The sequence below is a fragment of the Methylobacter luteus IMV-B-3098 genome (assembly GCF_000427625.1).
GTDB lineage: Bacteria > Pseudomonadota > Gammaproteobacteria > Methylococcales > Methylomonadaceae > Methylobacter > Methylobacter luteus.
Genome location: NZ_KE386569.1, coordinates 375,521 through 388,819, shown reverse-complemented (window position 1 = coordinate 388,819; position 13,299 = coordinate 375,521). Strand labels below are relative to the sequence as shown.

Sequence of the window (13,299 nt, the reverse complement as noted above, 5' to 3'; positions counted from 1 at the left end):
CTTATCCATTAGGCAATTGTACTTATTGATCCTGTGTCAGGGTCAGGGAACAATAGCCATAAATCATAAAACCCGACCGCATCCGCCACAGGCTGGACCCGTCGGTTCCTGGAGGTACATCTCATGTCATCGAATCCTTCCATCGGCCATTATCTCCTGGCCCGCCTTTATGAGTCCGGAGTACATCATATCTTCGGCGTACCGGGCGATTACATCCTGCGCTTTTATCAGCAATTGTCGGAAAGCCCCATTCAGCATATCGGCACGACCCGCGAGGATACCGCCGCCTTCGCGACCGATGCCTATGCCCGCTGCCGGGGACTGGGAGCAATGGCCGTCACATATGGCGTAGGCGCCCTGAATGTCGTCAATGGCGTCGCCGGCGCTTATGCCGAATCATCGCCCGTGGTCGTCATCAGCGGCGCGCCGGGCATTAAAGAACGGCACGAACATCCCCTGCTGCATCACCGCTTCGGCCCGTTCCGGCTTCAGCACGAAATATTCGAGCGCATCACTTGCGCCACCGCGGTCCTGGACGATCCCTATATGGCTTTCCGCCAGATCGACCGCGTACTGGCCGCGGCCCGCGAGCATTGCAAGCCTGTTTACATCGAACTGCCGCGCGACAGGGTGGATGTGGAAGGTTATCCAATGCCCTCGGAATCAATGCCCGCACCTGCCAGCGATGCCGAATCGCTCAACGAAGCCGTGGAAGAAACCTTGCAATTGCTGGGCAAGGCCGCGTCACCGGTGCTGATCGCCGGGGTTGAGCTGCACAGGCGCGGGCTGCAGGATAAACTTCTCAGTCTGGTCGATAAGACGCATCTGCCGGTCGCGGCGTCGCTGACCGGCAAGTCGGTTCTGGGCGAACGTCACCCTTGCTATCTGGGCATTTATGAAGGCGCGATGGGATCGTCGCTGGCCCGCGATAGCGTGGAGCAATCCGACTTTCTGTTGATGCTGGGCGTCACCATGAATGACATCGATCTGGGCATTTTTACAGCCAAGCTCGATGCCAACCGGATCATACGCGCCACCCAGGACGAGGTCATTATTCACCACCATCGCTATCCGCATGTGCTGCTGCGCGATTTCGTGACCGTGCTGAACGAGCGGATTACGCCGCGTCCCGGTATCAGGCCCGCCGTTGCGGCGGAACCGGCGGCATTCGATTTTCCCGTCAAGGATCAGCCGATGAAAATCCTCCGGCTTATCGAGCGGCTCAACCGCTTCCTGACGCCTGACATGGCCGTCGTCAGCGATGTCGGCGACTGCCTGTTTGCCGCGATCGACCTGAGAGTCCATGAAAACAGCGAATTTCTGGCCTCGGCCTACTACACCTCGATGGGCTTCGCCGTTCCCGCCGCGCTAGGCGCGCAGATCGCCAATCCCACACGCCGCACGCTGGTTCTGGTCGGTGACGGCGCGTTTCAGATGACCGGCACCGAGCTGTCGACGATAGCCCGCTTCGGGCTCAACCCGATCGTGATCGTCTTCAATAACTGCGGTTACAGCACCGAGCGCTATATTCTCGACGGCCCGTTCAACGACATCGCCTGCTGGCAATTCGAGCGTCTGAGCGAGGTATTCGGCCCGTTGTCGGGTTATTCGGCCCGCACCGAGGATGAATTTGAGAACTGCCTGACCCAGGCTTTTGCGCAGCAGTCATCACCCAGTCTCATCAATGTACATTTGCCGCCGGATGATCCATCGGCGGCCATGAGGGGATTAGCCGAGCATCTCGGCAAGCGTGTTTAGGCCTTGCGCGGGAATTGTAGGGGCGACTTTAGTCGCTCATCTATGCGGTTGCCCACGGTTAATTAATCTGCCGATAATGCCTTTGGGCGAGCAGACTCGCTCCCACATCAGCTATAAAGAGCCTGTCCGCGCTTCAACGTCCGCCCGCGCTCTGCTTCGCCGCGATCTGCGCCACATGGCGGCCCTGGTAGCGGGCGCCTTCCAGCTCAACGGCCGAAGGCCAGCGGCTTCCGTCTCCGCCGGCGATGGTCGAAGCGCCATAAGGCGAGTTTCCCATCACTTCATCAAGGCCCATCTGCCCCTGAAAGGCATAAGGCAGGCCGACGATGATGAAGCCCAGGTGCATAAGCACCGGGATGAAGGTCAGTATGGTCGATTCCTGGCCGCCGTGCTGCGTTGCCGTGGACGTGAAAACCGATCCGACCTTGCCGACCAGAGAACCGTTCAGCCAGAGCGAGCCGGTCCGGTCGATGAAATTCTTCATCTGCGCCGTCATATTGCCGTAACGCGTGCCGGTGCCGAAAATGATGGCGTCGTATTCGGGCAGCTCATCGACAGTCGCTATGGGCGCGGGCTGGTCCATTTTATAGCCGGACTTGCGCGCGACCTCTTCCGGCACCAGTTCGGGCACACGTTTGATGACCGCCTCGGCGCCGATCTCGCGCGCACCTTCGGCGACGGCCTCGGCCATGCGCTCGATATGCCCGTAGGATGAATAATACAGCACTAGCACTTTAGTCATCGCTGTCTCCTGAAAATGCGCCGTTCCGCCGCTTGCATCCTGATCAGGCGCAACAATGAAATCATTTTATCTGCGTGAAGCAGGATTTTTCATGCATTGGGAAAACTTAAGACAAATGCTGCCGCGATTCAGTGCGATATCGCACATAGGCGTAAAAATCGGCCTGTGCGATCATCGCCGGCTGAAGAAACGGTAAGCGCTGACACCTTCGGCTTTCGCTGCGTACATGGCGGCATCGGCATGCTTCATCAGCTCGAAGTCGGTGGCGCCGTCTTCCGGGAACACCGCGATGCCTATCGATATCCCTACCTGCATCGCGACGCCTCTCACTTCGATCGGCTCCGCCAGCGCATTGATCAGTGTATTGGCTCTATCGATGCAATCTTCCGGCAAGGTCTGCTGCTCCAGCAGCACGACGAATTCATCGCCGCCCATGCGCGCCACCGTGTCGGAGTGCCGCAGCAGGGCCTTGAAACGCTGCGCGATCTGTTGCAGCAATTGATCACCCATGTCATGTCCCAGGGTATCGTTGATCGCCTTGAACCGGTTCAGATCGATGAACATGACCGCCAGCCGCGTGCCGCTACGCTCTGCCATGCTAACGGCATGCCGCAGCCGATCCTGCAATAATGCGCGGTTGGGCAGGCCGGTAAGCGGGTCATGGAAGGCCAGATAGTGGTTACGCTCGTCCTTGCTGCGCAGTTCGGTAATATCATTGAATATGCCCACATAACGGTCCGGTTGATCCTTACTGCCGGGAATGACGTTGATGCTCAACCATTCCAGGTAGGCTTCGCCGCCTTTGCGCCGGTTCCAGAGTTCGCCCTGCCAGTGCCCGGTGCTCAGCAGTTCCTGCCACATGAGCCGGTAGAAGTCGGCATCGTGGTGGTTCGAACGAAGCAGGCTGGGCTTCTGCCCTATGGCTTCCTGTGCCGTGTAACCGGTGATCTGGACAAAGGCCGGATTGACGGCGATGATGCGCGTTTCATGATCGACGATGAGAATGCCTTCACTGGTGTTTTCGACCACATTGGCGGCCAACTGAAGCTCGGCCGCGCGCATACGCTCCTCCAGTGCCTTGTTGCTGTCGATATAATCGTTTTCGCGTTCCTGTATTTTTTCCAGCATGTGCCGGAAGGCATGCGTGAGTGTCGAGACAGGGCCTAATCCGACATGCGGAAGCTGAATATCGCGGCCGCCTGTCGCCATCGCCTGCGCGGCTTTGGTGATGTTCTCCAACGGCACGAAGATGCGCGACAGCCATAACTGGAACAGCATACCGGCGAAAGCCACGATCAATGCCATAACGAGTATGGGCAACCCGCTATAAACCGCCAGTTCCCACAAAACAGCCGGCTTCGGTATAACGTAGCTTAACAGTAAAAAGCGCTCCGGCAGGCTCGGGTCTAAATCCAGCCGATGCGTGCTGATGTAAACCTTGCCGTAACGCGAGCCGGTTTTCTGCAATGAGTGATGCGTGACGGCGTCGGGCGCCAGATCGGGAAAATCCCGCATGAAACTGTCGCTCTTGCCGAACCTGAAGCCTAAGCTGCCCTGCTGATCCGGGCGCACAATATAACGTCCCTGACTGTCCGCGACGAAAGCCTGCACATGGGGCGGCAGGCTTTGGCCTATCCGGCTCAGAATCTCGCCGATGCGCATGTCGATGACCACGATGCCGGCCAGTTTGCCTGACTCGGTGAAAATCGGCGTTGCGGCGTGCAGGACAGGCATTGAGGCTATCTGATCAAAATCCATTCTGGAAAGATAGACTTCTCCGTCATGCAACTTAACTGTCTCGCGAAAATAGTCCTGGTCTCCAACGGTGCCGAGCTGTTCATGATCAACGACAACCACTTGGTCATCCCTGTATTCCACTCGCACCCGTTCCTGTCCGTTGCCGGCCAGACTGACGTAACGTATCTGTCTGTACATCGGGCGGGTTTCGGCAAATGCGGACAGCATTTTTTGCAAATGACCGATCCCTTCGGCATCGTGGGAACCCTCGAACGCTGGCTCAGAGCCGGATTGCGCAATGGTAAAAATAAACGGCGCACGGGAGAGAAAATCAATATCCTCACGCAGGGTCTCAATGGAATTGAGGATATCATTCCCTATGCGGATTGAACGACTGCCGAAATCGTCATTAGTACGCTTTAATAAGACATCATATCGATAGTAGCCGCATGCCGCGACTATCAGAAGTCCCATTAATGCGACCAGGGATAAAACCATCCTGTTAATTTTTTGCTTGGCTTTGATGATCATGTGCGACATTGAAGAGTTGCCATCAACCCTATCGTTTATCTAGTCCCGGCTTAAGTATATTCTGAGCAATTTAGAGGCGCCGACGGCGATGTGATTGCGGTTTGAGGCGTTATTGTAGCGCACTGGGGAGGAAAATATCCTCGGCATGCTTCCCGGCTTATTGTTTCCATTTAGCTGGGAACAGTCTGGATTGTTAAGTTAACCCATTGTGTCTATCATCATCGTATGAACCGACATGATTTTCTGGAGATTATTTTATGCACCCCATCAATAAAATCGTTCTTTTTTCTTCGGCCCTGCTCAGTTTGATAAGCAGCCCGCTGGTCCCTGCCCAAACGGCAAGTCCTGAACGTCAAAAGGAGATTAGCGAACGCGGCCGTCATGTGATGCCGTTTGAACTTACTCAAACACAGCACATTTTCAGCAAGACCGAAACCGGCGGCCGGCAACAAGTCATCGCCAGAGATCCGGACAATAGCGAACAAATCGCACTGATCCGTCGGCATCTGACCCAGATTGCCGGGGAATTCGCACGCGGTGATTTCTCCGGACCGGAAAAGATTCACGGCCAGGCCATGCCGGGACTGGCGGCATTACGGGCCGCCAAACCGGGCCAGCTTCACGTCCAGTATAAGGAACTGCCTGATGGTGCCGAAATCACCTATTCCGCGCAGGATCAGTCCCTGATTACAGCCCTCCATCAATGGTTCGATGCGCAACTGAGCGATCACGGACCTGACGCCGCGCCCGGCATGGACCATGGCACCATGCATCATGGGCATAAGCCATAAGAATACCGGCTAACGCTGCGCTTAACCAGCTGAAGGATTTTCGCCACAAAGATACAAGGACGCGAAGGAAAAGAAAGTCAAAATCCTCGCGTCCTTCGAATGCTTTGTCGTGTTTTTTATAAATGAGACACCCTTAGGCAAGCAGTCACAAACTCAAAGGCGACTGCCTGTCCTATATTACCCCTGCTTGTGCCAGCGTAGATTGCTCATACCATTGGCGGATCTCCATCAGATGCTCATCCTCCTCGTTCAACGCCGCTTGAAAATCTCTCGACATGTCATCAAGCCCCATGTCATCGGCCAGCTTGACCAGCATGTCCCAACCGGCGTTATCAACCAGTTCGGCGTTAAGCATCGCTTCCAGGCACTGATCGACGGATGTGCGCGGATCGCTCAAGACCTGAAGCACGCCGCCTGACGCCACGGCGCTGACATCGGCTCCGGGCGTCTGCGAGGTGGGATCGGCCCCTAAAGACTCCAATGCATCAGCGATCAGCATGAAGTGCTGGGCTTCCTCATGCCTGAAACGCTTGAGCGTATCGATGGAAATCGGCGGGCCGCTCTTCGCTGCCTCGCACTTGTTGATGAAATAATCGTATAGCCGCGTACCCGTCCGTTCAAAGGCCAGGCGCTCGCCCAGCTTGTCGACCAGAACTTCCGCATTTCTGCCGGCAAGCATCTGCATGGTGGCCTTGGCCGCGCCTTTCAACGTGCCGGGAATTGCTACCGTGCCCACCGGATCGGCTTCCTGAATATAGCGGGCCTCAACGTCCATCAAGGCCGAGCCATTCCCTCGGGAGCTGGGCATATAGGCATTGGCCGCATCGATCATTTTCTGGCTGTCGACAGGCGACCGGTCGATGCCGGTCCGGTTTCTCATGCTCATTTCAATTGGTTGATTCATTGTTCAACTCCTGCACAATTCGGTGATTAAGCGACTTTGCGATTCAGCTCGGTGCCGGGCATCCATTGATAGCCTTCAGCGACCGATTCGGAAGGCGAACCGCTGGAATTAACATGCTGACGGTAAGCCAGGGATGCCTGGTCTTCCTGGGCTTTGTCGACGAATTGGGTGCCGCTGGTGCGCAGATCCACTTCCTTATCGAGCGTCTGGCGCACGAATTCGCGATTGCTCGTGAACGGCATCGGATCGGGCAGCGTTTGCGAAATGATCTCGGCCGGATCCCGGCGCTCGTATTGCTTGAACAGTTCCGAGACGTAGGCGTAGTGTCCGAGTTCATAATCCAGGAAGCGCTCCCAGATCGCCTTGATGCGGGGGTTCGTCTCCTGCTCCACGCAGCTGTAGTAGTTGTAAACTTCAGTCGCTTCATGTATCAACCATTTCTCCAGCCAGGTTTCATTCGGATCGATGATCGATTCATACTGCGTGACATGCTGCTCCTCGATCGAGGCGATCTCGGCGTACAACTGACGCGCGACGGGGTCGGCATAGGTCGGCCCGATATTGGCATAGAAGTCGTGGGTCTGATACTCGGCGGCCATGATGGTCGTGGCGTGCAGCTTGCTGATCGTGTCCGCCGTGGCGCGGTCGTAATGATCCCGCAGATCGTTCTCGGGCGCCCGATGTTCGTCCGCGGTAGGCCGCCCCGGAATAATATCGGTATGGGATTGCAGGATGTTGTTCGCATCCTTGCCTTCCAGGCGATCGAGCAGCGCCGAATAGCGGTAGAGATGGTCGAAGTCCTCCAGCAGCCCGAACCGGTAGACCTGGGCCAGATAAGGATCGGGCTCGTTTTGCGCTACTGCAGCAGTGACCTCGACGGCGACTTGTTCATACGCAATAGTGGTTTCCAGCGGCGAGTGATCGGATGAGATGAGCCAATTGATGGTCGTTTGCTGGTGCTGCTCGACGCGCCGGACTTTCGCCAGCGGCACCTGCAGGTCTTTGTTCATGCGCGCGCATAGATGCTGGAAACGCAGCGCTTCCACTTCCAGTCCATTGGTGAGGATAATTCTCACCCGTGTAAAAGCTTCGTCGTCAAGCTTGCTGATGGGTGGCTGTACCATGTCTTTCCAAGTCATTCGTTGTTTATCGAGAGACATTCCCTTCGAATCGAATAGATTTACAGACATAACGCCTCCTTAACAATTAAGGAATAAATTCACGGTTACTTGTTGAGTAAACACGGCTCCGTGCGATCCTTTCGTTTACATTTCATCATGATGAGGTACCGACCCTGATATGGCGGGATTTTCAGGCTGACTAATATTGCCTGTCTATTTTTGGGTGTCGCCACTTCGGCCTGCCGCCCATGGACTATGTACATCATGATTTTTCCGTAACGGGCGAACATATCACAATCGGATAAATCAGGGCAGCCGGGTAAATACTTAGACGACTTGCCTGTTCAGGAAGGCAGGCTTGTTGATAAAGCGCGATGCGGTGCGCCTTGCACAGATGCCAGCCGAGTGTCTCCCTGCCTGGAAAAAACAGACAACGAAAAACCCGCGTCAGGGCAATTCCACCTGCTCGCCCAGCACGTCCCGCACATACAGCATCTGCACCAGCACCATGACCACGACCGCCAGCGGGGACGCGAGCAGGAGTCCCAGGATGCCGAAACCGGCCCCCATCACGAGCTGGGCGATCAGCAGCAAGGCCGGCGGCAGGGAAACAACGCGCTGCTGGATATATGGCGAGATCAAATAGCCTTCCAGACTTTGCACCACGAAATAGAGGCCGGCGACATACAGCGCCGTCGCTCCGCCTTGGGACAGCCCGACCATTACCGCCGGCACGGCGGCGATGAGCGGCCCGATGTTGGGCACGAAATCCAGCAGGGCGGCGACCAGGCCCAGGATGAAGGCGAACGGCACGTCCAGTATCGCCAGTCCGATACCGATCAGTACACCTACAGTGAGCATGGCGAGGATCCGGCCGAGCAACCACCAGCGGAGCGTATGCCCGATCCGGTCGAAGGCTTCGTTGACATGCTTTCTGTGCTTCTGCGGAAAAAGACGCGCCGTGCCGTTGATGTAAGGCTTCGGGTCGGCCGCAAAATAAAGGCCCAGCACGACCACGACCAGCATACTGCCGAGAGCTCCGAAGGCGGTCGAAAAAATCCCGGCGATCTGGGCCAATTGCTTAGTATCGGTCAAGGCGCGCCCGGCCCGGGCCAGGGTATCCATAAGCGCAGGCCCCCATTCGTACTGTTCGAGGGCGCTCCGCAACCGCTCCGGCGCCGACGGCAACTGCCGGAACAACTGATAGAAACCGCCGGCGATATTCGGACCGTACAGCACCAGAATCAGCACGAAAATGCCCAGCAGCACCACGACCACCAGCGTCAGAGACCAAGCCACGGACAAAGGCGTATGACGGCTGATGTAGTCCGCCAGGGTGCGCAGAAACAGCGCCAGCAACAGGCTCGCAAAAACCAGCAGTAAAATATCGGCCACCTGCAAAAGCATTAGCAGCAACGCAATAACCGCAGCGCCGGACGCGACCACGATCAGCGTCCGCTTGGTCAGCCATCCGCTCGCACTGCCAGTCGCGGCCGTTTCGCTATCTATCGCCTTGCTTTCGGGCGGCCTGGCTTCATCCCCGACGCTCATGGCCGCCTCTTTCCAGAGCGCCGGATACCGGCTGCCCTGTGGACTTCGCCATTGGACGGCCGCGCCATGCCCTTACAAGTCATCCGTTGTTTATCGAGAGATATCCCCTTCGAATCGAATCGCCTTACAGCCATAGCGCCTCCTTAAGGAATAGTTTGCGGTTACGTGCTGAGGGAGCATGTCCCCAATCCTGATAGTGACACGGAATGTCGACCTGCATATGATGGCAAGGCTTTCAGACAGGGAAATGCTTAGCGGTTACTTTAAAGCACAGCATGAAAAACGGCTGGCAGAAAGCGCACTCAGGGCAGTTCCATCTTTTCTCCCAGCACGTCCCGTACATAAAACATCTGCACCAGCACCATGACCACGACCGCCAACGGTGGGGCGAGCAGGAATCCCAGGATGCCGAAACCGGCCCCCAGCACGAGCTGGGCGGCCAGCAGCCAGGCCGGCGCGATCGATATCATCTGCCTCTGGATATAAGGCGTGAGCAGATAACTTTCCAGGCCTTGAATAACGGTATAAAGGATAATGACGTACAGCACCGTCGATCCATCCTGCGCCAAACCCACCATGACCGCTGGAACAGTTGCCAGAATCGGCCCGATGTGAGGTATAAAATCCAGGATAGCGGCCACCAGAGCCAGAATGAAAGCGAGCGGCATCCCTAGCACGACCAGCCCGGTCACGGTCAGTATGCCTACTGCCACCATCGACACGAGCCGGCTGAGCAGCCACCAGCGGAGCGCATGCCCGACCCGATCAAAGGCTTCATAGACACGTCCTCGGCGAGACTGAGGAAACAGGCGCACAACCCCATCGATGTAGGTTTTTGGTTCAACGGCGAAGTAAAGACCCAGCACGATCACGATCAGGCTACTGCCAAGCGCCCCGAAGGCGGTCGAGAAAACCCCGGCGATTCTGCCCAGCTGCTGAGGATTGGTCAGGGCGCGCCCCACTCTGGCCATCGCATCCAGCACCGCGGGTGCCCACTCGTATTGCCCGAGGTTATCCCGCATCCTGTCAATTGTACTGGGCAATTGAAGCGTCAATTGATAAAAATCAGTGGCAATATCAGGACCATACAGCGATCCGATTAGTGCGAGCCCACCCGCCAGAATCAGAACCACCAATATCAGAGAGGCATTCACCGTCAAGGCAGTGTTATCGCTAATAGTAACTGCGGAAGAGCGCAGAAACAGCGCCAGCAGCATGCTCGCGAAAATCAGCAGTAAAATCTGGGCCACCTGCCAGAGCATTAACAGCAGCACGACGATTGCCGCGGCCGCAGCCACCACGATCAGCGTCCGCTTGGTCAGCAGTCCGCTTATGCTCCGGGCCCCGATTCTTTCCATATCCGCCGCTTCGCTTTCCGGCATCCTGCCTCTGTCCCAAAAGCTCATAACGGCATCCTCCATGACTGCAATCGGCCCCTTGCGGCCATCCATCGTTTACGTAGAAAAACATCCTTCGAACTGAACAGTTTTATGGCCATAACGCCTCCTCAGGAATAAGAATTTCAACGCTACCTTGTCAAAAAGACTCTACCCCCGTGTCAATCGTTCCACTTTGCCCGTCGAAAGTTTTCGGTATTTGGAAATATAAAGGGCTGTCACTCACGATCCCGCGGGTCATCTGCCGGAGTCTCCCTGACAACGGAAAACATCAGCAGACAGAATCCCGTAAACCAGGCGGCAAAAGCCGCGACATGCCCGTATTCCCAACGATGACGAAAACGAAGGTACGCCGCCGGGACCGATCCCGAGCCAGACGCGATAACCCGGCCCCACTCGGCATTGACCGGCTGAACGAGCGCCGCCCACAGTGCCAGCGAGAGCACGAGGCCCAGCGTGCCGAACAGTGTCAGGCGAAAAGCACGCAAACGCCGGACCAAAAAGGTCAGCATGATAGCGGCAAGGATGGCTCCGACCTGAATGACAGCCCCTGCCAGGCCGAAAAACCGGTAGAGCGTGCTAGTGACTGCCGCATACAGCTCTGCGTCGTACTGCATCTTCGGTAGCAGTTCGAGCGCATGGGCCGCGCCGAACGTCAGGCCGAGCGCGGCAAGCAGCAGAGTGATAAAACGCCAAGTGCGCAGCATAATCCACCTCGGGCTAATCATTACATCTGTCGGCTATAAATAATCGGCATTCCGCAAGACTTAGATCGCGAAATCAGGCCCTTATCGCCCCCCGTGTAGCTCCATTGATGGAACTCGCTTCCTCGGAGGCAAGAAAACATATCGCGGCGGCAATTCGATTGAGCATGAAATAAATCAGGAAATTGGTGCGAATTCACTTGTGCCCTATAGGGTATTCGCACTATGCGGATACCAACAGTAGGCGCTTTAGGCGAATCCGCGCCTACAACGGTGTTCCTTATCATTATCGACGATCACCACCCGCCCGCCTCCGGCGGCAAATCCGTTGCAAGCCGACCGGCCAATTCTTGATCCGCCACCAGACAAGTCTTATCGGCAAAACGCATGCGTATTCGCCATAAATTGCCAGAGCCTATTTAAGGAAGTAGTCATCATGATTCATTTTTTAAATGGCTGTCTATTCGCAGCAGTACTTATGAATGGCGGCCTTGAACGACAGCGTTCTGATGGATGGCGCTGATTGGGCAGCAGCCTTTACAGTGAAATATTCGGTATAAAAGAGATAACCGCGAAGGTCACGAACGACAATAAGGATGGGGGAGGTAGAATTGCGTCTGGAACAGCAATCGAGAGCACGAAGTTTCAATGCATTGACTGAGTTTGTGTAAAACTCTTGAACCGATCCGACAACTTCCAAAATTAATCTTTCAACTGCATCAGGACATTGACTGTCTCAGATCGACCGAGGGTGTGTCAAAACGCGTGACTATATCTATCTGAAGTGAACATTACTCCACTAAACGGCTTAAAATGAGCGCTTTCTTAATGATTAGCTCCTTAGTGATCGGTATTCAGCTCGATAACTGGCATCATTAAACCACTGACTTTTCGATTTCTACGTTTTGACACACCCTGGACCCTTTGTAGCCGATCACTTTGTCTGATTGAATGACGCCAATTAAATCTTAACCGGTCACATCAAATCAGCGCCATGGGGATGATATGCATAAGGAAAAACTCCTTGTCTATCACAAATTTATCAAGGAGACGCCGATTTCGTGGTAGACATGTAGAAAACTGTGCTGATCATTTGTTAGATATAAGATAGCGAATTACAAGACTATTTTTCCGTCGGGAGGTCGCCCGGCTTTGCATTCAAGAACCAGTCGGGTGGAGACCAACTCTCTGGGATGTGCTTGTGTCCCCAAAGCGCCAGTTGTTGTAATACCGGTAGCAAATCCGCCCCCTTGCGGGTCAAAGAGTATTCGTACCTCACGGGCCTCTCTTGATAAGGATGTTTTTTGATGATTCCGTCCTCCTCAAGCTTACGTAGGCGATTTGCGAGAATATTTGTCGGAATGCCCTCTGGGGAATCCTGAAAATCCTTGTATCTTCTTTTGCGGATCATCAAGTCCCGAACGATGACTAAGCTCCACTTGTCGCCCAGCAAATCAAGCGATCCAGCTACGGGACATTGAGAACGGAATACGGGTACAGCAACTTCTTTATTCATGATGCAAACCATACACATGTCACTTGCAATATGCAAGTCTATATGTCATGATTCAGTCACTTGCAATTAGCAAGTGACAACATCTGATAAGGAGATGCTAACATGAACACAGAGATAAATGCCTCAGCCGGTATGAAAGGCGGTTGCCTATGTGGCGCAATCCGATATGAGGTCACCACTGCCCCCGCCATGGCGGGTTTTTGCTACTGCGAGAGTTGCCGCAAGCTCAGTGGTTCCGGACATGCCTTTCATGCCCTGGTTCCGGAAGAAGCCATTCAAATCAGCGGTAACGTCCGCGGATATGAATGGAAGTCTGACAGCGGAAACACCGTTATCACGAGTTTCTGCCCTACCTGCGGAAGCCCCCTGTTTGGAAAGAGTTCAGGCATGCCAGGCATGGTGACGTTCAGGGTAGCAAGCCTGGACCTCCCCGCAACTATATCTCCGCAAATGGCGGTTTACACAAAACGGTTGCAGCCATGGGATCACCTTGACCCGACACTGCCTGCTTTCAAGGAAATGCCCCCTATGCCTCAAGAGGGATAGA

General features: G+C 55.3%; 11 protein-coding genes. 3 read left to right on the top strand and 8 right to left on the bottom strand.

What is annotated here, in order from left to right:
* The first annotated feature begins 123 nt into the window (after nt 1-123).
* A complete protein-coding gene (locus METLU_RS0103875; protein ID WP_027157079.1) occupies nt 124-1,758 on the top strand; it encodes an alpha-keto acid decarboxylase family protein in 1,635 nt (544 codons plus the stop codon).
* 133 nt (nt 1,759-1,891) lie between these two features.
* Here METLU_RS0103875 and wrbA read toward each other — a convergent pair whose 3' ends face one another.
* A complete protein-coding gene (gene wrbA, locus METLU_RS0103870) occupies nt 1,892-2,500 on the bottom strand; it encodes an NAD(P)H:quinone oxidoreductase (RefSeq protein WP_027157078.1) in 609 nt (202 codons plus the stop codon).
* 171 nt (nt 2,501-2,671) lie between these two features.
* A complete protein-coding gene (locus METLU_RS26585) occupies nt 2,672-4,777 on the bottom strand; it encodes a diguanylate cyclase domain-containing protein (protein WP_051299764.1) in 2,106 nt (701 codons plus the stop codon).
* A gap of 248 nt (nt 4,778-5,025) precedes the next feature.
* On the opposite strand from METLU_RS26585, the gene METLU_RS0103855 reads away from it, so the two are divergent.
* Nucleotides 5,026-5,559, top strand: a complete 534-nt coding sequence (locus tag METLU_RS0103855; protein ID WP_036242831.1) for a hypothetical protein — start codon at nt 5,026-5,028, stop codon at nt 5,557-5,559.
* A 172-nt stretch (nt 5,560-5,731) separates the two neighbouring features.
* Here the strand turns inward: METLU_RS0103855 and METLU_RS0103850 are convergent, their stop codons facing one another.
* From METLU_RS0103850 to METLU_RS24435, 6 genes are all read right to left on the bottom strand, one after another.
* A complete protein-coding gene (locus METLU_RS0103850) occupies nt 5,732-6,463 on the bottom strand; it encodes a ferritin-like domain-containing protein (protein WP_027157076.1) in 732 nt (243 codons plus the stop codon).
* 26 nt (nt 6,464-6,489) lie between these two features.
* Entirely contained in the window at nt 6,490-7,653 is a 1,164-nt protein-coding gene (locus METLU_RS0103845) for a hypothetical protein (RefSeq protein WP_027157075.1), read from the bottom strand.
* 378 nt (nt 7,654-8,031) lie between these two features.
* Complete coding sequence (locus tag METLU_RS0103835; RefSeq protein WP_027157074.1) at nt 8,032-9,135, bottom strand: AI-2E family transporter; 1,104 nt, start codon at nt 9,133-9,135, stop codon at nt 8,032-8,034.
* 302 nt (nt 9,136-9,437) lie between these two features.
* Nucleotides 9,438-10,541, bottom strand: coding sequence for an AI-2E family transporter (locus tag METLU_RS0103830; protein WP_027157073.1), 1,104 nt, complete (start codon nt 10,539-10,541; stop codon nt 9,438-9,440).
* A gap of 209 nt (nt 10,542-10,750) precedes the next feature.
* Entirely contained in the window at nt 10,751-11,239 is a 489-nt protein-coding gene (locus METLU_RS0103825; protein ID WP_051299763.1) for a hypothetical protein, read from the bottom strand.
* A 1,120-nt stretch (nt 11,240-12,359) separates the two neighbouring features.
* Nucleotides 12,360-12,752 (bottom strand): winged helix-turn-helix transcriptional regulator, encoded by a 393-nt coding sequence (locus tag METLU_RS24435; RefSeq protein ID WP_036243485.1) that lies wholly within the window; start codon nt 12,750-12,752, stop codon nt 12,360-12,362.
* A 102-nt stretch (nt 12,753-12,854) separates the two neighbouring features.
* On the opposite strand from METLU_RS24435, the gene METLU_RS0103810 reads away from it, so the two are divergent.
* On the top strand, nt 12,855-13,298 hold the full coding sequence (locus METLU_RS0103810) for a GFA family protein (RefSeq protein WP_051299762.1): 444 nt from the start codon (nt 12,855-12,857) through the stop codon (nt 13,296-13,298).
* Nucleotide 13,299 lies beyond the last annotated feature (1 nt).